The 21,076-nt window shown below is 69.7% G+C and carries 22 protein-coding genes and 1 tRNA gene; 5 read left to right on the forward strand and 18 right to left on the reverse strand.

Features of this window, described 5'->3' with window-relative positions; genetic code table 11:
• Window positions 1-112 precede the first annotated feature (112 nt).
• Together BBK82_RS10155 and BBK82_RS10160 are read left to right on the forward strand one after the other, a co-directional pair.
• Window positions 113-862 carry an inositol monophosphatase family protein gene (locus tag BBK82_RS10155; protein ID WP_065914773.1) on the forward strand — a complete coding sequence of 250 codons (750 nt, stop codon included), beginning with the start codon at window positions 113-115 and terminating at the stop codon, window positions 860-862.
• Window positions 859-1,539 (forward strand): SDR family NAD(P)-dependent oxidoreductase, encoded by a 681-nt coding sequence (locus BBK82_RS10160; protein ID WP_065914774.1) that lies wholly within the window; start codon window positions 859-861, stop codon window positions 1,537-1,539. Before BBK82_RS10155 ends, BBK82_RS10160 begins: the two co-directional genes overlap by 4 nt.
• 3 nt (window positions 1,540-1,542) lie before the next feature.
• On the opposite strand, the gene BBK82_RS10165 is transcribed toward BBK82_RS10160, so the two are convergent.
• Complete coding sequence (locus BBK82_RS10165) at window positions 1,543-5,130, reverse strand: DUF4082 domain-containing protein (RefSeq protein WP_065914775.1); 3,588 nt, start codon at window positions 5,128-5,130, stop codon at window positions 1,543-1,545.
• Window positions 5,131-5,342: 212 nt separating this feature from the next.
• Here BBK82_RS10165 and BBK82_RS10170 point away from each other — a divergent pair, with 212 nt between their 5' ends.
• Window positions 5,343-5,651, forward strand: coding sequence for a hypothetical protein (locus tag BBK82_RS10170; protein WP_065914776.1), 309 nt, complete (start codon window positions 5,343-5,345; stop codon window positions 5,649-5,651).
• A 109-nt stretch (window positions 5,652-5,760) separates the two neighbouring features.
• On the opposite strand, the gene BBK82_RS10175 is transcribed toward BBK82_RS10170, so the two are convergent.
• The 12 genes from BBK82_RS10175 to BBK82_RS10230 all read right to left on the reverse strand — a co-directional run bounded on the left by BBK82_RS10175 (window position 5,761) and on the right by BBK82_RS10230 (window position 14,735).
• A tRNA-Leu gene (locus tag BBK82_RS10175) sits at window positions 5,761-5,837 on the reverse strand.
• A gap of 119 nt (window positions 5,838-5,956) precedes the next feature.
• Entirely contained in the window at window positions 5,957-7,060 is a 1,104-nt protein-coding gene (locus tag BBK82_RS10180; protein ID WP_083267901.1) for an ATP-grasp domain-containing protein, read from the reverse strand.
• Window positions 7,057-7,179: a hypothetical protein gene (locus tag BBK82_RS55765; protein ID WP_255353474.1), complete on the reverse strand. Its 123-nt coding sequence runs from the start codon at window positions 7,177-7,179 to the stop codon at window positions 7,057-7,059. The genes BBK82_RS10180 and BBK82_RS55765 overlap by 4 nt, the downstream gene beginning before the upstream one ends.
• A 230-nt stretch (window positions 7,180-7,409) precedes the next feature.
• Entirely contained in the window at window positions 7,410-8,735 is a 1,326-nt protein-coding gene (locus tag BBK82_RS10185; RefSeq protein WP_065914777.1) for an NAD(P)/FAD-dependent oxidoreductase, read from the reverse strand.
• A gap of 142 nt (window positions 8,736-8,877) precedes the next feature.
• The gene (locus BBK82_RS10190) at window positions 8,878-9,339 is read right to left on the reverse strand and encodes a hypothetical protein (protein WP_065914778.1); all 462 of its coding nucleotides are present in this window, start codon (window positions 9,337-9,339) and stop codon (window positions 8,878-8,880) included.
• Window positions 9,333-10,328 (reverse strand): DUF58 domain-containing protein, encoded by a 996-nt coding sequence (locus BBK82_RS47385; protein ID WP_071812563.1) that lies wholly within the window; start codon window positions 10,326-10,328, stop codon window positions 9,333-9,335. Before BBK82_RS47385 ends, BBK82_RS10190 begins: the two co-directional genes overlap by 7 nt.
• A gap of 228 nt (window positions 10,329-10,556) precedes the next feature.
• A complete protein-coding gene (locus BBK82_RS10205) occupies window positions 10,557-11,498 on the reverse strand; it encodes an AAA family ATPase (protein ID WP_065914781.1) in 942 nt (313 codons plus the stop codon).
• 16 nt (window positions 11,499-11,514) lie between these two features.
• Entirely contained in the window at window positions 11,515-11,988 is a 474-nt protein-coding gene (locus BBK82_RS50080; RefSeq protein WP_065914782.1) for an SMI1/KNR4 family protein, read from the reverse strand.
• Window positions 11,985-12,335, reverse strand: a complete 351-nt coding sequence (locus tag BBK82_RS50085) for a hypothetical protein (RefSeq protein WP_065914783.1) — start codon at window positions 12,333-12,335, stop codon at window positions 11,985-11,987. Before BBK82_RS50085 ends, BBK82_RS50080 begins: the two co-directional genes overlap by 4 nt.
• Entirely contained in the window at window positions 12,332-12,934 is a 603-nt protein-coding gene (locus BBK82_RS10220) for a DUF4129 domain-containing protein (protein ID WP_154697226.1), read from the reverse strand. Before BBK82_RS10220 ends, BBK82_RS50085 begins: the two co-directional genes overlap by 4 nt.
• 225 nt (window positions 12,935-13,159) lie before the next feature.
• Window positions 13,160-13,930 (reverse strand): hypothetical protein, encoded by a 771-nt coding sequence (locus BBK82_RS10225; RefSeq protein ID WP_065914785.1) that lies wholly within the window; start codon window positions 13,928-13,930, stop codon window positions 13,160-13,162.
• 184 nt (window positions 13,931-14,114) lie between these two features.
• Window positions 14,115-14,735 carry a uracil-DNA glycosylase gene (locus BBK82_RS10230; protein ID WP_065920956.1) on the reverse strand — a complete coding sequence of 207 codons (621 nt, stop codon included), beginning with the start codon at window positions 14,733-14,735 and terminating at the stop codon, window positions 14,115-14,117.
• Window positions 14,736-14,765: 30 nt separating this feature from the next.
• On the opposite strand from BBK82_RS10230, the gene BBK82_RS10235 reads away from it, so the two are divergent.
• Both BBK82_RS10235 and BBK82_RS10240 read left to right on the forward strand, forming a co-directional pair.
• Window positions 14,766-16,223: a S10 family peptidase gene (locus tag BBK82_RS10235; RefSeq protein WP_065914786.1), complete on the forward strand. Its 1,458-nt coding sequence runs from the start codon at window positions 14,766-14,768 to the stop codon at window positions 16,221-16,223.
• Window positions 16,220-16,648 (forward strand): GNAT family N-acetyltransferase, encoded by a 429-nt coding sequence (locus BBK82_RS10240; protein ID WP_065914787.1) that lies wholly within the window; start codon window positions 16,220-16,222, stop codon window positions 16,646-16,648. The genes BBK82_RS10235 and BBK82_RS10240 overlap by 4 nt, the downstream gene beginning before the upstream one ends.
• Here BBK82_RS10240 and BBK82_RS10245 read toward each other — a convergent pair.
• The 5 genes from BBK82_RS10245 to BBK82_RS10265 form a co-directional block, all read right to left on the reverse strand.
• Entirely contained in the window at window positions 16,645-17,001 is a 357-nt protein-coding gene (locus tag BBK82_RS10245; RefSeq protein ID WP_065920957.1) for a hypothetical protein, read from the reverse strand. The genes BBK82_RS10240 and BBK82_RS10245 overlap by 4 nt on opposite strands.
• A gap of 127 nt (window positions 17,002-17,128) precedes the next feature.
• On the reverse strand, window positions 17,129-18,124 hold the full coding sequence (locus BBK82_RS10250; protein WP_065914788.1) for an ABC transporter ATP-binding protein: 996 nt from the start codon (window positions 18,122-18,124) through the stop codon (window positions 17,129-17,131).
• A complete protein-coding gene (locus BBK82_RS10255; protein WP_065914789.1) occupies window positions 18,117-19,103 on the reverse strand; it encodes an ABC transporter ATP-binding protein in 987 nt (328 codons plus the stop codon). The genes BBK82_RS10250 and BBK82_RS10255 overlap by 8 nt, the downstream gene beginning before the upstream one ends.
• Before the next feature lie 10 nt (window positions 19,104-19,113).
• On the reverse strand, window positions 19,114-20,088 hold the full coding sequence (locus BBK82_RS10260) for an ABC transporter permease (protein WP_065914790.1): 975 nt from the start codon (window positions 20,086-20,088) through the stop codon (window positions 19,114-19,116).
• Complete coding sequence (locus tag BBK82_RS10265; RefSeq protein ID WP_065914791.1) at window positions 20,081-21,010, reverse strand: ABC transporter permease; 930 nt, start codon at window positions 21,008-21,010, stop codon at window positions 20,081-20,083. The genes BBK82_RS10260 and BBK82_RS10265 overlap by 8 nt, the downstream gene beginning before the upstream one ends.
• Window positions 21,011-21,076 lie beyond the last annotated feature (66 nt).

Consider the following 21,076-nt stretch of genomic DNA (forward strand, 5'->3'; position numbering starts at 1 on the left):
AACCTCCAACGTCGTCGTCAGGTCTGCTCATCGTGGTGGCTCAGGTCACTTGGGCGGGTGGGACGTTGTCCAGAGTCAGCCGGTCGTGTTTGTGACCGATCACAATGGGGCCGTGACCCCTGAGGAACTGCTCGCGCTCGCCACCCGTGCCTGCGTCGACGGTGCGAAGCTGTTGCACGAGCTGCCGGTCGACGTGGCTGCGAAGGGCTCGTTCGACCAGGTCAGCAGCGCCGACCTGGCGGTGGAGGCGTTCCTGCGGCGGGCACTGGACGTGCCGGGTTCCGCGGTCGTCGGCGAGGAGCTGGGCGCCGAGCGGGCGCGGATCACCTGGTACGTCGACCCGATCGACGGCACCCGCAACTTCGTCCGCGGGCTGCCGCTCGCGTGCCTCTCGGTGGCCGCGGCGGTGGACGGCGAGCTGGTGGCGGGCTGTGTGCTGGACCCGTTCCGCGACGAGCTGTTCACCGCGGCGCAGGGCGTGCCGTTCACGGTGCGGTCGGCCGGGCTGGTGATCCCGCCCGGACCGAGCCCGCGGCCGGTGGTGCTGACCGACGTCCCGTTGCCGGGCAGCCCGTACGAGGGCGAGATCGAGCTGCTGACCGACCTGCTGGCCGTGGCGGACGTGCGCCGGGTCTACGTGACGGCGCTGTCGCTGGCCTGGGTGGCGGCGGGACGGGCGGACGCGGCCGCGAACCTGGGCATCCACCCGTGGGACGTCGCGGCGGGCGCGGTGCTGGTGCGGGAGGCCGGTGGCGTGTTCCACCACGTCGGCGGCGACGCGCTGGGAGCGCCGGGCTTCGTGGCCGGCCGGGGTGAGATCGTCGACTGGCTCCGCCACCGACTGGAAGGCATCGTCTCGTGATCGATCTCAGCGGCCGGGTCGTCCTGGTCACCGGTGCGGGCGGCACGATCGGGGTCGGCGTCGCCGCGCGCTTCGAGGTGGCCGGTGCCCGGGTCGTGCGCCACCTCGGACTCGAGGACGGCGACCTGCGCACCGACGCCCGGCGCGTGCTCGCCGACGCCGTCAGCGCTCACGGCCGGCTCGACGCGGTCGTGAACAGCGCCGGGGTGCAGCCGGTGGAACCGCTGCCGGGCATGACGGTCGAGACCTGGCAGTCCGTTGTGGACAGCAACCTGACGAGCGCGTTCGCCGTCACCCAGGCCGCTGCCCAGCTGTTGCCCGACGGCGGCTCGGTCACCCACGTCGCCTCGATCGAGGGACGCAACCCGGCCGCGGGCCACGCCCACTACAGCGCCGCGAAAGCCGCGTTGATCATGCACGCGCGCTCGGCCGCGCTCGAGTACGGGCCGCGGACCAGGGTCAACACCGTCTCCCCCGGCCTGATCGCCCGCCCCGGCATCGAGGAGCAGTGGCCGGACGGCGTCGCGCGCTGGCACGACGCCGCCCCGTTGCACCGCCTCGGCACGCCCGAGGACGTCGGCAACGCCTGCGTGTTCCTCGCCTCCGGCCTGGCGGCGTGGATCACCGGCCACGACCTGGTGGTCGACGGTGGCGTCACCGCCCGTCCCACCTGGTAGGGCTCACCCCGACTGCACGACCACGTCCACCCAGTAGTTCGTCGAGTCGACGCTCGACGCCGGGAACGACCCCGCCGGCCCATAAGCGAACACGCCGTTGCCGCCCGCGCTCGCGCTCGACGGCGCCGACAGCGAGCCGACAACCCTGGCGTTGCCGTAGTAGCCGTTCGTCACCGAGTAATGCGTGGTCGTGTGGTACGCGGCGATGTAGGTGGTGTTCGGCGTCAACGGCACCGCGCTCGCGAAGTTCACCTGCTGCCAGCCACTCGCCGTCTCCCCGCTGAACGTCGCCGTCGCGAGCAGCTGCTGCGTGGTGGCGTTCCACAGGTGGGCGACGTGCGTGCCGGTGTTCAGGGAACCCTTGTAGAACCGGATTCCCGTGGCGGTGGCGTTCGCGGACGTGGTGCGGAACTTGACGCCCAGCTCCACCGGGCCGACGTCGGCGGAGTTCACGATCGCGGGCACGTCCGACGGGCCGAACAACGAGACCGGGACCTGCGGCTGGGCCGGGACCGCGGCGACCACGTCGACGAAGTAGTTGGCCGAGGCGGACGACGACACCGGGAAGCCACCGGCGGCGCCGTAGGTGAAAACGCCGTTGCCGCCGGCACTTCCGCTCGCCGGCGCGACGAGCTGACCGCTCACGCGGTCGGCCGCGAGACCGCTCTCGGTCACCGAGTACTTCGTCGTCGTGTGGTACGAGACGATGTAGAGCTGGTTCTGGGTGAGCGGCACCGGCGCCGGGAAGTTCGCGCTCTGCCAGCCGCTCGACGACTCGCCGCTGAACGTGGCCGTCGCGAGCAACGCGCCGGTGGTGGCGTTCCACAACCGGCCGGAGTGCGGGCCGGTGTTGAGCGTGCCCTTGAAGAACCGCACGCCCGTGGCGTTCGCGCCCGGCACGGTGCAGCGGAACTTCACGCCGAGCTCGACCGGCCCGTTGTCGTTGGAGTTCTGCATGGCCGGTGTGTCGCTGAGGGTGAACAGCGACTGGGTGACCAGCGGGACGCCGACGCTGAGGTTGACCGTCGTCGACGCCTGCAGGAACCCGTTGGTGATCGTGTACTGGAAGCTCGCGGAACCGGAGAAACCGCCGGTGGGCGTGAAGGTCACGTTCTGCGTGCCGGAGTTGAAGCTCACCGTGCCGCCGGTCGCGGATCCGGCCGAGACCATCGAGATCGGGTAACCGTTGGGGTCGGAGTCGTTGGCCAGCAATGTCGCCGCCGGGATGGTGAGCGCGGTGCCGGCCGGTGTGGTGAAGCCGCTGTTGCCGACCGCGGTGGGCGGCAGGGTGCCCGCGCCACCGGCCCGCGCGAACACCACGTCGACCCAGTAGTTGGACCTCAGGAACGACTCGGTGGGCATGGTTCCGGTGCCGTACCGGAAGACGCCGGCGTCGGCGGGTGCGGTGACGGCGCCGCACGTGCGTGGGACGTGGAAGTAGTTGTAGTCGACGTTGTAGAACTTCGCCGTGTGCACGGTGACCGTGTAGGTCTCGCCGGGGTTGAGCGCGATCGGCGCGATGTCCACCTGCTGCCAGCCGCTCGCCGACTCGCCCAGGTAGGTCACCTCGGCGAGCTTCGTGCCGCTCGCGTTGTAGAGCCGGCCGACGTGCGTGCCCAGGTTGAACGGGTTCTTGTAGAACCGCAGGGCGGTGGCCGAACCCGGTGTGTTGACCGAGAACCGCATGCCGAGCTCGACGGGGTTCTGGTCGTGCGTGCGCAACCCGTACGGCACGTCCGTCGGCTGGAAGAGCCGCACGGAACCCGCGGGGGTGACGGTGACCGTGCGCGTGGGACCGTTCTCGACGTTGAGGCTGTCGTCGATCGCCCGCGCCCTGATCGTGTACGTGCCCGGCAGCTGCGGCCACCAGTTGATCGACCAGCTCGTGGTTCCCGTCGCAACGCGCCAGGTCTGGCCGTTGTCGGTGGACACCTCGACGGTCGCGACGATGCCACCGGCGTCGCTCGCGGTGCCGCTGATCGTCACCTGCGCCTGCTGCGTGAGCGTGGCGCCGTTCGCCGGGGAGGTGATCACCGTGACCGGCGGCGTGGTGTCCGTCGAGGCGGTGGCGGGCGTCAGGTTGCCCTGCAACGTCTCCGGCTGCACCCCCATGTCCGCGAACAGGTTCACCGTCGCCTGCTGCGCGTCGCGGTCCTCGGGGACGGCGGGCATGTTCTGGTCGGAGCTCGTGTAGTCGTGCACCGTGTCGAGCGCGAACGACCAGAACACCGTGCCCGCACCGAAGACCAGCGCACCGCTGGGCGCCTTGTAGAGCGTCAGGTGGTGGGTGGCGTTGCCGTCCCCGGTCGTCAACCCGTAGTCGACGAGGTACCTCTGGGTGATGAACCGGTTCGTCTGCGAGAGCTTGATCAGCGTCGGCGGCCGGAACCTGTTGTCCGGCGACTCGTCCCACTCGTAGCCGAGCACGCCGTCCTCGATGAACCCGGTCTGGCCCGGCGGCAGCAGCGCCATCCCGGTGTTGCGCCAGAACCGCAGCTTGCCGCAGCTCGCCGGGACCTCGATGCGGTCGGCCTGGTGCGAGTCGACGGAGAAGCTGGTGCCGGTCAACCGGTTCTCCGCCGCACCACCGTCGGACGGCGGCGAGAACGCCGGGTCGCGCCAGGTGCCGGTCCACTCCGGGCTCGGGTCGAGCTTGGCGACGTTCCTGGTCTCCTTGTAGCAGACCAGCGTGCGGTTGGGCGTGCCGCCGACGTCCGGCTCCCAGCGCACCTTCCAGTAGACCTCGTTGCCGCTGAAGAAGCACAGGTGCACACCCGCGTCCCTGGCCGCCTCGACGTGCTCGCGCTGCTCCCGCGACCAGTACTCGTCGTGCCCGACCGAGAGGTAGACGTCGTGGTTCGTCAGGTCGTAGTTGCCCGGCCCGACGTCGACGCCGGTCACGTACGCGACGTCGTACCCGTTGCGCTCCAACCACCTGATCATCGCGTACTCGGCGCTGAGCACGAAGTCCTGCGGCCCGGCGAACGTGCCGCCGTCCTTGACACGCGTGCTGTACGGCCGGTTGTAGCTCACCTTGAACGCCCGGCCCTCCGGCCTCCCGGACGCCGGCTCGCCGCCGTAGAGGTTCGCGCCACCCCACCCGTTGTAGGCGTGCCACGTGGTGTCCGCGGTCTGGAACACCATGTCGCGCTGAGCCCCGTCGTCCCGCACCACGAACGGGATGTGGCTCGCCCCCGGCGTGCCGTCCTGGCGCACCAGCTTCGCGAGGAACACCCCGGACACCGTGCTCGCCGGCACCGCCCACGACGTGGTCACCGACCAGTTCGACGCGTCCCACAACCCGGTGCCGTTGTCCTTGAACGCCGCGGGCTGCACCGACGGTGTGTTGCGCTGGATCGAGTGCACCTTCCGCGCCCCGGCACCCCCGTAGTACCCGAGGCGGTAGATGTCGATCCGGTAGTTCGAGGAGTTGGTGTGGATCTTGAAATCGATCGTCTGGCCCTTGTTGACGCTCAGCCGCGTCGTGAAGCCCGCGATGTTCGGGTCGGCGGGCACGGCGGCGTTGATGCCGTCCCACTCCGACTTCGGGCTCCCCGGCAGCTGGTTCTCGGTCACGATCAGGTTCGGCATCCCCCTGCGCCCCCTTATTTTCGTTTCGAAACACTCGTGACCTGGTTGTATGACTCCTTTCGTCACGTGTTACCGAAAGAGTGACGCAGACACCCGAATGCCGTAGCGGCGAGCGAAAGGATTGCCAAAAGGCTTGCTCCGCGGCGGCCAACGGTCGCTCGAAGGGCTGACGCAGCACGCGCGAGCGCCGTCAGGGCAGCACGATTCGGTTCATGTTCATCGGCGCCACCGGCACCTCAGTGACGACGTTCCGCGCACGCCCGGAGGAGGCACACGCGACGCTGTGCGCCGTACTGCGACGACTGCGCGCGCTCGGCTGCTCGACCAACAGGGTGGGCCGCGGGCTGTACGTGTGCGACGCCCACGACGCGACGTTGGTGGTGACGCTGGCTCCGCCTTCGGACGCGTCGGCGGGTGACACGTACCTGTTGAGCGGCACGGTGTCCGGGGCACCGCCCAGTGAGCGCACGAGGTCGCTGCTCGCGTGCGTGGAGGAGGTCGAACCAGCCCAGGCGCGTTGACCTGCCGGCGGCGCGGAACATCGGTGACGAATGAGTGTCACCGACAGTTACAAGATCAACTTCAAACCACGCTTGCGCTGGTCAGCACCATGTTCGTCCGGGTGAAGCATGGTGCCCCCGACGGGATTCGAACCCGTACTGTGATCCTTTTAAGGGACCTGCCTCTACCGATTGGGCTACGGGGGCGACGGGGAGCCTAGGCCTTGATCGTCGGCTTGTGTGAGCGGATGGTCGTTTCTCGCCCGAGCGGCCCAGTGAATTGGACTAGAGCGAGCATCCGGCTAAGCATCGAACGGACCCGAACATCAGCGTGCCCTCCCCGCTCCGAGCAGCTCCTTGAAGCGGAGCGCGACCCAGTCGTGGACGGCGGCGGAGACCGAGTTGTCGCCGGCGCGGTGTTCGAACCAGCGCCAGTCGCAGTTGACGTTGATCTCCAGGAAGACGTGGTCACGGCCGGTGACGAGGAGGTCGAAGGCGGCCACCTGGACGCGCCAGTGGCGGGCGAGGGCCAGCAGGCGGTCCGACAGCGACGTCGGGACGGAGGTCGGGGTGACGCGCACGGCGTCCGGGTCGACCCAGAGCTGGGCCGGGTCGAGCTTGTCGACCTGGTAGGCGATGCAGCGTTCGCCGACCACGAAGACGCGCAGCTCGGTGTCGGAGGGGACGTACTCCTGGACGATCACCGGGGCCGGTTCGGGGGCGTCGGAGGCGCGGGAGGTCTCCAGCGGGCGGGGGAAGAGGCCGTGCTGGACGCCGGGGCGGGGTTCGAGGAGGTGGCGGCCCGCCGTCTTGACGATGCAGTGGCCGCCGCCGGGGCGGGTGCGGCCGGGGCGGGTCGTCACGGCGGTGCGGGGGACGCGCAGGCCGAAGGCGGCGGCGTCGGAAAGCTGCGTGAGACGGTCCAGGTGCGTCGAGAAGCGCGAGGGGTTCACGTGGGCCCAGTCGGAGCGGGAGGACAGCCAGTTGGCCACTGAGGCCCACTGGTCGACCGCGTAGGCGCCGGCGAGGGTGCCCGGTTCGACGGGGATGGCGGAGAGCTCGAAGTGGCGGCGCCAGACCAGCAACGGGCGCAGCAGCCAGCGGTCGAGCTCGATCAGGGGCTGGTCGGTGTAGACGGAGAGCGGCAGGTCGACGCAGCGGTCGGCGTCGATGCGGGCCATCCGGATGCCGCGCTCGGCCAGAGCGATGGAGAGCTCGTTCATCTCCATGTCCGCGGCGCGCGCGAGAACAAGCACGCAGGGCTGGGGGTTGCCGTCGCCCTCGTCGACCATGCCGAGGCGGTGGACCTGTTCCTGGAAGTCCAGGCACTTCGGAGGAGAGCGGAAGAGGTAGTCCTGGCCCTGCAGCAGCAGCGGCCTGGCAGCCTCGGACGGGGCACCAGGCACCCGCCCGTCAGCCGACCTGCTCAATCGTCCTTCTTGCTGCGGAAACTCTTCCCCGCCTGCGCGTACTCTGCGGCGTACTGCGCCAACGCGGGGTCCTCGATCTCGCCACGACGAAGCTGTGCGGCCAGCTCCTCGAGAGACATCGGGATCACCTCTCTCCCCACACAGGCGCATCACGCATTCAGGTGATGCACCAGCCGTAGTCTCAGGTTCACGTAACGCAATGTCAAGGCGACCCGCGGAGCTTTACTCCGGTTGGGCGCTCAAGTTCCGCCTCTGGGCCATAAGAGTGCCCCGAACGAGGGCTCGTCCGGGGCATCTTCACACTCACAGCGAGTGAACGTCAGCCGTTCGGCTCAACTGACGTGAACCGTCAGCTCTGCACCGCGCGGTCGAAGTCCGACTTCGGGTCGTTGATCTGACCGAGTGCCACGACCTCGCGGCCGTAGAACAACGCCTGCGTCCAGTCCATCAGCACGCGCAGCTTGCGGTTGACGGTCGGCATGAACATCACGTGGTAGCTGCGGTGCATGAACCACGCGACCACGCCCTTGAAGCGCAGGCCGAACACGTCCGCGACGCCCTTGTAGAGGCCGAGGCCGGCGACCGAGCCGAGGTACTTGTGGAAGTAGTCCTTCGGCTTCTGGCCGCGCAGCGACGCGACGATGTTCTTGGACAGCAGCTTCGACTGGCGGATGGCGTGCTGCGCGTTCGGCACGCAGGTGGCCGTCGGGTCCTCGTCGGTGCGCGAGAGGTCCGGCACTGCGGAGCAGTCACCGGCGGCCCACACGCCTTCGAGGCCCTGCACCTGCATGGCGGCGGTGCAGCGGACGCGACCGCGCTCGTCGAGCGGCAGGTCGGTGTTGCGCAGCACCGGGTTCGCCTTCATGCCGGCGGTCCAGATGATCGTGTCGGAGTCGAACTCCGTGCCGTCGTCGAGGACGACGTGGCCGTTCTCCAGCGACTTGACGCGGGTGTCGAGGTAGATCTTGATACCGCGCTTCTCCAGCGCCTCGACCGTCCACGCACCGAGCTTCGCGGAGACCTCGGGCATGATCCGCCCGGCGGCCTCGACGAGGACCCAGTTCATCTCCTCCGGCTTGACACCCTCGTAGTACCGAAGCGCATACCGCGTCATGTCCTCGAGCTCGGCGAGCGTCTCGATGCCGGCGAAGCCGCCACCGATGACGACGAAGCTGAGCAGCTTCTTGCGCAGGTCCGCGTTGTTGGTGCTCGCGGCCTGGTCCAGGCGCGACAGCACGTGGTTGCGGACGTAGATCGCCTCGCCGATCGTCTTCATGCCGATGCCGACCTCGGCCAGGCCGGGGATCGGGAGCGTGCGGGAGATCGCACCCAGCGCGGAGACGAGCACGTCGTACTCGATCTCCTCGACGTGGCCGTCCGACAGCTCGGCGGTCACGATCTTGCGCGCGTGCTCGATCTTCGTGACGCGGCCGGTGACGACGTGGCAGCGCTTGAGCACCTTGCGCAGGGGGGCGACGACGTGGCGCGGCTCGATGGAGCCGGCCGCCGCCTCAGGCAGGAAGGGCTGGTAGGTCATGTGCGGCTGCGGGTCGATGACGGTGACCGACGCCTCACCGGAACGCAGCTTCTTCTGCAGTCCGAGAGCCGTGTACATCCCGACGTACCCACCGCCGACAATGACGATTCGCGTGGGTTGCGACTTCACAGCAGCCATACACATATGGTTGCACCACGACCCCATTTTTCGCGCGTCCGGAGGGGCCGTTGTGACGGCCGTCGCCGGGTGATGCCGGACACCCCGGGCACTGACCTGCGCCTTGCGGCCGGATCGGCCTGTTCTCGCTGAGAGGAACGGTTCAGATCCTCAGTGCGACGACCGCGATCAGCACCGTCAGAGCGCCCAGCCCGAGCAGCTCCACGAGTCCGATGTTCGGCCCTGATGGGATGAACGCGGCGAACCCCGCGAGAACGAATGTGATCGCCTGGACAATGGCGAACCGGCGTGCTGGTGCTTTCAGCGCAGCGGGCTCGATTCTCGTTTTCACCGGAACGACCGCCGCGAGCGCGGACGTCACGTGGACGAGGTGCAACAACGGGATCATCACCAGCACCCCGGCCCGCAACGGGTGCCCGTCGCCGAACGCCATCGCGAGCGCCGCGTACCCGATCAGCAACGCCGGTCCCGCGCTCGCCGGCATGAACACCGACAACGCCGTCAACGCCGCGACGATGACCAACGGCGCGATGGACTCCGCCTCGGCGTTGAGGATGACGGCCACCGGCAGCGCGGCGAGCACGATCGCGAGTCGCATCAGCATCCGCTCACCACCCTCACGCCGTGCCGCGCCATCCGCCGCAGCCGCACCCGGTGCTCGGCGGCGATCAGCTCCGCCGCCACCTCACCCCACGGCGTCTCGCGGTCGGGCTCCAGCGGCGCCGGCAGCGTGTCGACCGCCAGCACCATGTGCCCGTGCTTCACCGTCTGCACGGCCAGGTCCGCGATGTCGTCGTCGATGAACGGCGACAGCAACACGACCACGCAGCCGTGCGGGAGCTTGCGCAACGCGGGTTTCGACGCCCACCCGGCGGCCTGCGCACACACGACCAACTGCGTGCGGATGCGCATCAGGTGGCGGCGGCCGACCCCCGACCGCACGTTGAGCTGCGGCCGGCCCAGGTCCATCAACGCCACCCGGTCGCCCTGCCGCAGGTACCCGGCGGCCATTGACGCGGCCCTGCGCACCGCGAGGTCCAGGCTGCCGTCCGGGCGCGTGGCGGCCCCGTAGCGGACCGAGGACCACTCGGCCACGTCCGCGCCCAGGTCGGACCTGGTGTCGAGCGCCAGGACGACCTCCGCGTCGGCCTCGGCGTGCCGCTCGCGGACGTGGACGGTGCCGGTGCGGGTGGTGACGCGCCAGTCGATCCGCCGCAGCCGGTCGCCCGGCTGGAACGCCCTGATGTCGCGCAGCTCGGTCGAGTCGCCGGCGCGGCGAGCGGTGGATGCCGACCAGGCCGGCCGGACGGGGTGGCAGCGGGCCCGCCGGGTGGTGCTCGACCGGCGGCAGGATCGTGCGGGTGTGCTCGACGCCGACGACCGGGCCGTAGACGTGCAGGCCGTCCGGTCCGGCGAAGAGGTGGTCCAGGCGCAGGTCGACGCCGGGGCCCCAGGCGTCGCGGCGGACGTCGACGGGCAGGTCGGGCACGTCCGCCGGGAGCGCGGTGGTCCCCTTCGGCAGCTTGACGACGGCGATTTCGGCGTCCGCGCCCTCGACGTGGGCGACGGTGTGCACGAGCCCGGCGCCCGCACCGCGAGGCACCGGCCGCACCTCGACCGCCGGCTTGGCCCGGGGTTTCGTCGCGAGCAGCACCGAGAGCACGAGCGGGACGCCGAACAGGACCAACTCGACCTCGTGCAGGAACAACCCGGCCGCGACCAGCCCGACGCCGAGCCACACCGCACGCGCGTAGGCGTCCGTGGCGTGCCAGTGCGCGCCGTGGGAGGCGGCGAACGCCTCGCGGATCTTGTCGGCCCTGCTCATGCGCTCGGCGGGCCCGGCACCCTGCCGAGCAGCTCGGTCACGACCTGCACCCCGCTCACGCCGGACGTCCAGGTCTCCGGCTTGAGCACGAGCCGGTGCGCGAGAACGGCAACCGCGCACTCCTTGACGTCCTCGGGCAGCACGTACCCGCGTCCGTCCAGAGTGGCCAGGGCGCGAGCGACCAGCACGAGTCCCTGCGCGCCCCGCGGTGACGCACCGACCTCGACCACCGGGTGCTGCCGGGTCGCGCGGGCCAGGTCGACGCAGTACCGCAGCAGATCGTCGTCCACAGTGGACTGTTCGAGCTCCTGCTGCAGCTCGGCGAGCCGGCCCGCCGCCAGCACCGGTGGCACCTCGGCGTCCTCGCGCTGCCGGGCGATGCGCCTGCGCAGGACCTCGACCTCCTCGTCCACCGGCGGGTAGCCGATGTCGAGCCGCACCAGGAACCGGTCGAGCTGCGCCTCCGGCAACGGGTAGGTGCCCTCGTACTCCACCGGGTTCGACGTCGCCAGCACGTGGAACGGCCTGGGCAGCGCGAACGTGCGGCCCTCCACCGTGACCTGCCGCTCCTGCATGGCCTCCAGCAGCGCGGACTGCGTCTTGGGCGGCGTGCGGTTGATCTCGTCGGCGAGCAGCAGCCCGGTGAACACCGGCCCCTCGCGGAACTCGAACTCGCGCGTTCCGGGGTCGTAGAGGAACGACCCGGTGACGTCCGCGGGCAGCAGGTCGGGCGTGCACTGCAGGCGCCGGAAGTCGAGGCTGAGCGCCTGCGCGAGCGACCGGGCGATGAGCGTCTTGCCCAGCCCCGGCACGTCCTCCAGCAGCACGTGCCCACCGGCGAGCACGGCGGCGAGCGCGAGCCGCACCGTCCGGCCGCGCCCCACCACCACCTCGCCGATCCCGTCGAGAACGGCCTTGGCCTCCAGCTCGATCGTCACTCGCCCCTCCTGATCTTCAGTCGAAGTCCTCGGCCGGCACCAGGCCGGCCAGGAACGAGCGGAGGTCGGGCGCGAGCGGCGACTCCGTCTCGAGCTCGGCGTCCAGCCACACCACCGACGGCTCGCCCTCGGGCCCGCACTCCCGGTAGTCCAGCGCGACCCAGGTGTGCCCGTCCCCCGTCAGCAGCACCACGGGCGACGGCAACCCCCACTCCCCGACCAGGTAGGGCGTGTCGAGCAACGACAACGTGCGCGGCACCCTCCCGATGCCCATCACCGAGTCGAACGGGACGTGGTCCGATGCCCACGAGGTCGGTTCGGCCGTCGGGAACGCGGACCGCTCGCGCACCACGATGCCGCCGTTCTGCACGCGCAGCAGCTCCAGCAGCGCCTCCGGCAACCGCACGCCGAGGATCTTCTCTGCGTCGCGGACGGCCTCGTCGGTGAGCGGCGCCTGCACGCCGTACGTGCCGGTGGACCAGAACTTCACTCGACCCTCCTGAGTCGTTCCGCAAGCTCGTCCGGGGCCGGCAGGCGGTCGGCGTCGATGCCGAGCCTGCGCAACCGCGCGCGGAACCGTTCGTCGTACTTGGCCCGGCTCTCCGCCGCCTCCTCGAGCCGGCTGGCGAGCGTGCTGGCGTGCGCGGTGCTGATCGACCCCGGCACCTGCGGCCCCGCACTCCACACCACGTCCGTCGCCCTGGGCAGCCTGGTGACCAGCACGGCGAACGCGGCGGGCGGCACGGCCAGCACGGTGGCCCACAGCGGCGTGGCCCCCAGCCACCACAGCAGCACGCCGATGACGACCCCGACGGCGAGCGCGAGCACGGTCCTCATGCGAGCTCCCTGATGATCCGGCCGAGCTCGTCCCTGGCCTCGTCGGCCTGCCGCGCGGTGACCTCTTCATGCCCGAAGCGCGCACGTTGGTAGAGGTTCCTGAGCACGTCCGCGTTGACGCCAAGACTCTGCGTGAACTCCGTCGCCGTCTCGTGCGGCTTGCGCGTGCGCGTCTCCTCCAGCGCCAGCCAGGCCGCCATGACCGCGTCCTTCGGCGCCCGGTCCGGGTGCGCGGTGAACTCCTGCAACGCCTTCTCGACGCGCCGGACGACGGCCTGCTCGTGCTGGACTGTCTCACCGACCTCGACCCCGCGCGTGCCCCGGCGCCGGCGCCACCGCGGCAGCTCGACCGCGAGGACGATCCCGACCAGTCCGAACAGGACCAGCCCCATCAGCACCACCAGGAACACCGTGAAGGGCACCGCGAGCAGGTCCGGCAGCTCGCCCGGCGCCTGCAGGTCGACCGGCAGCGAGTTGTCCGCGGGCCGCGGCGGCGAGTCGTCCGTGCGCGGCACGAACCGCACCGGCGACGTCCCGCTCGCCGCGGCGACCACGACCAGCAACGCCGCGACGGCCACACCTACGCGCCACCACCTCATGCCGGTCAGCGTCGCACGGTCCTGGCCGTTTCTCGCTTCGTTCGCTGATCATTCCGCTGACTTGACGGGCGTGACGTTGACGATGTCCGTCGACGGCCGCCAGCTGCGGCAGTTCCGGTGCGGCTGCTGCGAGGCGCCGATCGAGCAGGGCTGGAGCAAGACCCGACGGTGCGGCATCACCTTGCGTTCCCTCGGCGGGCAGCACCTGCACCAGGCTGAACTTGCTCACGAGGTTCCCTCGAACCTGTACATCGCGAAGTCCGCACCGCACCTCCGCGTGTGTTCCTCGTGGCGGTCCTCCCAGAACTCGACGCGCCACCCCGGCCAGCACGCCGCGATGTCGGCCAGCGATCCGTTGTAGGTCGTGGCCGTCCAGAAACCGAGCTCACGGCGTGCGAGGTCGATGTGCACTCCGAGATCAGGTCCTACGTCGTCCTTCGACAACCGCTCCCAGCTGGACACCGTTCGCTCCGCGGCCAGCACGTCGAGCAGTTCCGGCCCGGCCCACAGCGGCTCGCAGAAGAGGTGGGCCACCCGGTAGGCGCGCAGTCCGTCGCCGTTGCGGACCGTGAGCAGGCAGGTGGTGAGGTCCAGGTCGTCCGCCGCTCCTGGCCGCAGCACCGGTCGGTGCCGTTCGGTGCGCACGGTCAACCGGTCGATGCCCAGGTACGCCACCACGTCCTCGACACCGCCGTACGCCCACCGGACCCGCCAGCCCTCCCAGGCCGCCCGGATCCCGGCGAGGTGCCGCGCTCGGTCCACCACGCCGTCGTGGTGCCAGGTGAAGAGGAGCAGGACGTGGTCGGCGGGATCGATCACCGCCGCGCCCTCGCACCAGATGTCGTCCCACCAGTCGTCCGTCCGGTCCTGGGCGCGCACGAACGCCAGCGCCTCGTCGGGTCCGGCTGCGAAGTCCTCCAGCAGGGAGATCGCGGCGTGCCGGGACGAGTACAGGTGTGGTTCGCCGACGACCGCGTAGTTCGCGCGCTGTCCCATTCAGGGAATGTCGGCGACGGAGGCCGCCTGGTCAACACGTTTGTCGGCCGGTCATCCGCGCCTTTGAGGCGGTGGAGCTCCTCCAGGAGGTCAGCGGTTCACTGCGGGTGTTCCGCGTACCTCGCCGTTCCACTGCACACGGAAACGGCTCGTATCCGGAACACCTCCGAGGCGCCCGGTGCAGTCACACGTCCCTGGCCCTGCGCAGCACCTCCTGCAGCATCTCTTGAGTGAGGCGGCCGGTGTACGTGTTGTGCGGCGAAACGTGATAACTCCCGAACACCCGCAACCCACCGGCCTCCACCTCCACCCCGTGCCCGAACTTCACCTGCGAATCACTCACCAACGGCAGGAACGCCTTCCACCCGAACCCGCCCAGCACCACCACCGACCGCAGGTTGGGCAGCAGCGACATCTCCTCCCGCAGGTACGGCAAGCACCGGTCGCGTTCCTCCGTGGTCGGCTTGTTCTCCGGCGGCGCACACCGCACCGGCGACGCCATCCGAACGCCGTACAACTCCAAGCCGTCATCGCGGGAGACGCTCGTGGGCTGTGACGCCAACCCCACCTCGTACAGGGCGCGGAAGAGGAAGTCGCCGGACGCGTCGCCGGTGAACATGCGGCCCGTGCGGTTGCCGCCGTGGGCCGCGGGGGCCAGGCCGACGATGAGGACGGAGGCGTCCATCGGGCCGAAGCCGGGGACCGGGCGGCCCCAGTAGACCTGGTCGCGGAAGGCTGCCCGCTTCACGCGCGCGGCGGTCTCGCGCCAGGCGACCAGGCGCGGGCAGGCTCGGCAGGACGTTATTCGATCGTCGAGTTCCGTAGTGTTGCTCCCATGTCCGAGGAGAAGACCGAAGAGAAGCCAGTGTCTCCTGCCGATGATCTGGTCACCACTCAGCACAGCATCACCGTCAAGGGCCGGGAGCTGGGCTACACCGCCACCGCCGGGCGTGTCGTGCTCAAGGAGGAGGTGCTCAAGGACGGCGTCTTCGAGGGGCACAAGGCCAAGGCCGAGGTGTTTTTGACCGCCTACACGCTCGACGGCGCCGACCCGTTGAAGCGGCCGGTCACGTTCGCGTTCAACGGTGGTCCCGGCAGTGCGAGCGTGTGGTTGCACATGGGTCTCCTCGGGCCGCGCCGGGTGCTCAGCGGCGATGTCGGCAACCTCACGCCGCCGCCGTACGGGATCGCGGACAACGAGGAGACGTTGCTCGCGGAGAGCGACCTGGTGTTCATCGACCCGGTGTCGACGGGTTTCTCCAGGGCCGCGGAGGGGCAGAAGCCGGGTGACTACCACGGCTACCAGCCCGACATCGACTCCATCGCCGAGATCATCCGGCTGTGGACCGCGCGCAACGGGCGCTGGATGTCGCCGAAGTTCCTGTGCGGCGAGTCGTACGGCACGCTGCGGGCCGCGGGGCTGGCCGAGCACCTGCAGAAGAAGCACGGCATGTACCTCAACGGGCTCATGCTGATCTCCTCGGTGCTGGACTTCGCGACGCTGCAGTTCAACGAGGGCCACGACCTCGCCTACACGCTCTACCTGCCGACCTACGCGGCGATCGCGCACTACCACGGCTTGCACGGCGACCGGCCGCTCAAGGAGGTGCTCGCCGAGGCCGAGGAGTTCGCCTCGCGCGACTACCCGTACGCGCTGGCCCGCGGCAACCGCCTGCCCGACCACGAGCGCGCCGCGGCGATCAGCAAGATCGCCGCGCTCACCGGGTTGTCCGAGGAGTACGTCGACGCGGTCGACCTGCGCATCGAGCACATCCGGTTCTTCACCGAGCTGCTGCGCAAGGACCGCAGGACCGTCGGCCGCATCGACGCCCGCTTCACCGGGTGGGACAAGGACTACGGCCGCGAGGAGATCTCCGCGGACCCGTCCATCGACGCGATCCTCGGCCCGTACGCGGCGGTGCTCAACCACTACGTGCGCGCCGAGCTCGGCTACTCCAGCGACCTGCCCTACGAGGTGCTGTCGCGGGTCATCGAGCAGTGGTCCTACAAGGAGTTCGAGGGCAGGCACGTCACCACGGCCGGCAAGCTCTCGGCGGCCATGCGCTCGAACCCGCACCTCAAGGTGCACGTGGCGTTCGGCTGGTACGACGGCGCCACGCCGTACTTCGCCGCCGAGCACCTCATCGCGCACCTGCAGATCCCGAAGGAGCTCACCGCGAACATCGAGTCGGCCTACTACCCGGCCGGCCACATGATGTACGTGCACGAGCCCAGCCGGATCCAGCAGTCGGAGGACCTCGCGGCCTTCGTCAGGAACTCCTCGAACACGTGATCCTGGACCTGACCGACGACACCGTCCTGCACGAGCTGTGGACGGTGCAACGGCTGGCGTACGCCGTCGAGGCCGAGCTGATCGGCTTCGACGGCATCCCGCCGCTGCACGAGTCACCGGACGAACTGCGCGCGTGCGGTGAGACGTTCCTCGGGCTGTACGACGAGGAAGGTCTGGTGGGCGCGGTCTCGTACGTGCTCGACGGGTCCACTGTGGACATCCACCGGCTGGTCGTGCACCCGCGTGCGCACCGCCGGGGGATCGCGACGAAGCTGCTCGACGCGCTGCCCGCCGGTCCCCAGCTCGTCAGCACCGGCACGCGCAACGAACCCGCGCTCCAGCTCTACCGCAAGCGCGGCTTCGTCGAAACCGGCACCCACGAGGTCGCCCCCGGCGTGTCGCTCACCAACCTGAGCCGGCCCTAGGCGAACCCGCGGAGTTCCTCCGGCGCCGCACCTTCGTGCGCGACGCCGTCACGCACGGTCCACGCCGTCGCGTGGCGGCGTTCGTCGGTCAGCAGGAAGAAGCCGACCGGCCGGTCCCCGTCGGAGTCCGCGAGCAACGCCAGCTCCGCGACCTGCGAGCGCAGCCAGTCCACGGACGGCGCGCGGACGTCACCGCCGTGGGACACGTAGAGCGTCCAGTTGAAGGGCCTCGCCGGGACCGCCCAGCCGTCGGAGTACGGGTCGTGGCGGTGGGCGGCCAGCACTTCCTCGACCGCCGCACGTTGCTCATGCGTGAACTCGAGCCAGCCGCGCACCCCCACGTACGTCCCCATGCCGCGCACTATAGGCAGCGGGTCGCACGGGCCAGCGCACCACGAGCGGAGCTCGAACGCCAGCGGGGCGCCTCCGCACCCCTCGGGGGAGTGCGCAAGCGCCCCGCAGGCACTTCGGGACGAGCGGTCAGACGACCGCGCGCTCCTCGGCGAAGTGGCAGGCCGACGGGTGGCCGGCCGCCCGCACGACGAGCTCCGGCACCTCCGTGGCGCAGATGTCCTGCGCCTTCCAGCACCGCGTGCGGAACCGGCAGCCCGACGGCGGGTCGAGCGGTGACGGGACGTCACCGGTCAGCCGGATGACGTCGCGGCGGCCGCGCTGGGTCGGGTCGGGCACCGGCACCGCGGACAGCAGCGCCTGGGTGTACGGGTGGGTCGGGTGCTCGTAGATCTGCTCCTCGGTGCCGATCTCCACGATCTTGCCGAGGTACATCACCGCGACGCGGTCCGACAGGTGCCGCACGACGGACAGGTCGTGCGCGATGAACACGTACGACAGGCCCATCTCGGTCTGCAGGTCGCCCAGCAGGTTCATGACCTGCGCCTGGATCGACACGTCCAGGGCCGACACCGGCTCGTCGCACACGATCACCTTGGGCTTCAACGCCAGCGCGCGGGCGATGCCGATGCGCTGGCGCTGGCCGCCGGAGAACTGGTGCGGGTACCGGTTGATGTGCTCCGGGTTGAGGCCCACGGTCTCCAGGAGCTCCTGGACCTTCCGCTGCCGCGAGCCCTTCGGCGCGACCTCGGTGTGGATCTCGTAGGGCTCACCGACGATGTCGCCGACCGTCATGCGCGGGTTCAGCGACGTGTACGGGTCCTGCAGCACGATCTGGATGTCGCGGCGCAGCTTGCGCAGCTCCGCGCCCTTCATGCTGAAGATGTCGCGGCCCTCGAACCGCGCCAGGCCCGAGGTCGGCGGCTCCAGGCGCATCAGCACCTGGGCCAGGGTGGACTTGCCGCAGCCGGACTCGCCGACGACGCCCAGGGTCTCGCCCTTCTGCAGCGAGAACGAGACGCCGTCGACGGCCTTGACGTGGCCCACGGTGCGCTTGAACAGCACACCGACGCGGACCGGGAAGTGCTTGACGAGGTTCTCGACCTCGAGGATCGGCTCAGCCACGAGCGACGACCTCCTCCGCGATGTGGCACCGGCTGGTGCGGCCCATGCCGAGGTTGTGCACGGCCGGGACCTCGGTCACGCACCGGTCGAACGCGCGCGGGCAGCGCGGGTTGAACGGGCAGCCGGGCGGGATGTTGGTCAGCGACGGCGGCAGACCCTTGATCGTCTTGAGCTCCTGGCCGCGCAGGTCCACGCGTGGCAGCGACTCCAGCAGCGACTCGGTGTACGGGTGTCCTGGCGCGCGGAACAGCTCGTAGACGTCGGCGTGCTCGACGATGCGGCCCGCGTACATGACCGAGATCCGGTCCGCGACGTCGGCGACCACGCCGAGGTCGTGGGTGATCAGGATCATGCCCATGTCGCGTTCCTTCTGGATCTCCGCGAGCAGGTCCATGATCTGGGCCTGCACCGTGACGTCCAGCGCGGTGGTGGGCTCGTCCGCGATCAGCAGCTCCGGGTCGAGCGCGAGCGACATCGCGATCATCGCGCGCTGCCGCATGCCGCCGGAGAACTGGTGCGGGTAGTCGTTGACCCGTCCCTTGGCGTTCGGGATCTTGACCTGGTCGAGCAGCTCGACCGCGCGCTTGCGGGCGTCCGCCTTGGACATGCCGCGGCGGACCCTGAGCTGCTCCTCGATCTGGAACCCGACGGTGAAGACCGGGTTCAGCGCCGAGAGGGCGTCCTGGAAGATCATGGCGATGCCCTCGCCGCGGACCTGCCTGCGGTCCTCCGCCGACTTGGTCAGCAGGTCCTCACCGCGGAACTTGATCGTGCCGTTGGTGATGAACGCGGGCGGCATGTCCAGGATGCCCATGATCGTCTGCGCGGTCACGGACTTGCCGGAACCGGATTCGCCCAGCACGGCGAGGGTTTCACCGGCGGAGACGTGGTAGTTCACGCCGTTGAGCACCTTCGCGACACCGTCGCGGGTGCGGAATTCCACGTGGAGATCCTCGACCTCCAGCAGTGGCTGAGTCACGAGATCTCCCCTATCGGGACTTGGGGTCGAGTGCGTCGCGCACGGCGTCGCCGAGCATGACGAAGGCCAGGACGGTGATCGTCACGAAGCCCGCGGGGAACAGCAGCATGTGCGGTGCCGCCTGGAAGTAGTCGCGGGACTCCGAGATCATCACGCCCCAGGACACGACCGGCGGGCGCAGGCCGATGCCGAGGAACGCGAGCGTCGCCTCGGCGCCGATGAAGGCACCCAGCGCGATCGTCGCGTACACGAGCACCGGGGCGACCGTGTTCGGCAGCAGGTGCCGGAACACGATGCGGATCGGCGAGGCGCCGAGACCGCGGGCCGCCTTGACGTAGTCCTGCTGCTTGGCCACGAGCGTCGCGGAACGCATGATGCGCATCGCGACCGGCCACGACAGCACCGCGATCGAGAGCACCACCTGCGTGACGATCTTGACCACACCGGGGTTCTCGGTCGGGGCGTTCAGCGTGGTCAGGATGACGATCGCGCCGAGCACGAACGGGATGCCGGCGAAGATGTCGGCGAACCGGGACAGCAGGCTGTCGAGCCAGGTCTTCGCGTACCCGGCGATGATGCCGACGGTCGAGCCGATCAGCACGGTCAGCAGGGTTGCGAAGATGCCGACGAGCAGCGATGCGCGGGCGCCGTGCATGGCACGGGCGTAGACGTCGTAGCCCTGCAGGTCGTAGCCGAACCACGCGTCACCCGACGGCGGCTGCAGCGACTTGTCGAGGTTCGCGGCGCGCGGGTCGACCGACGTGAACAGCGTCGGCCAGATCGCCATCAGCACGACGACCGCGATGATCACCAGCGAGATGATGAACGTGGGCTTGGTGCGCAGCTCGCCCCACGCGTCGCTCCAGAGCGAACGGGGCTTGCGCTGCTTCTGCGACGAGTCGTCGACGTGGCTCAGCTGGTCGACACCGGCCGCCGCGGACGCCTCGAGTCCGGCTCCACCGGACACGGATCCTGGGTCACTCATAGCGAATCCTCGGGTCGAGAACGGCGTACAGGAGGTCGACGAGCAGGCTCATCAGCAGGTAGACGAGCACCAGCAGGGTCACGATGCCCGTGACCATGACGCCTTCCTTCTCCTGGATGCCGCGGAAGATCAGGCCGCCGATGCCGTTGATGTTGAAGACGCCCTCGGTGACGATCGCGCCGCCCATGAGGCTGCCGAGGTCGGTGCCGAGGAACGTGATCACCGGGATCAGCGAGTTGCGCAGCAGGTGGACGCCGACGACGCGGGACTGCGGCTGGCCCTTGGCGATCGCGGTGCGCACGTAGTCGGACCGGCGGTTCTCCACGATGCTGCTGCGGCTCAGGCGGGCGACGTAGGCCATCGAGAGACTGCCGAGCACGAAGCCGGGCAGGATCAGCTCACCGAACGTCGGGTCGGAGCTGACCGAGGTGTCCATGAGGTCGAAGCCCTGCGGGCCGAGGTACAGGCGCAGCACGAAACCGGTGACGAACACCGGCAGCGAGATCAGGAAGAGCGTCGAGACCAGGACCAGGTTGTCCAGGAAGCCGGACTTGCGCAGACCGGTGAGGACACCGGCGATGATGCCGATGATCGCCTCGATGACCAGCGCGATGAGGCCCATCTTCAGCGTGATGGGCCAGGAGGTGGCGATCTGCTCACCGACGGAGACGCCGTTGAACGTGGTGCCGAAGTCACCGACGACCAGGTTGCCCAGGTACTTGAAGTACTGGATCACCAGCGGGTCGTTCAGGTTGAGCTTCTCGCTCATCTCGGCGATGTAGGACGGGTCGCACGGACGCTGGCCGCACTTGCCGGCGAACGGGTCCTGCGGAATCGCCCAGACGAGGGCGTAGATCAGGAAGGTGGTCCCCAGGAAGACCGGTATCAGCTGCAGCAGACGGCGCAGCACATAGCGACCCATGAGGTCGGCTCCTTGCGTGGTGGGGGGCGTCTGAGCCTGAACACCGCTCCGGCCCCGCGCCCGTGA

The organism is Lentzea guizhouensis (assembly GCF_001701025.1).
Classification (GTDB): domain Bacteria; phylum Actinomycetota; class Actinomycetes; order Mycobacteriales; family Pseudonocardiaceae; genus Lentzea; species Lentzea guizhouensis.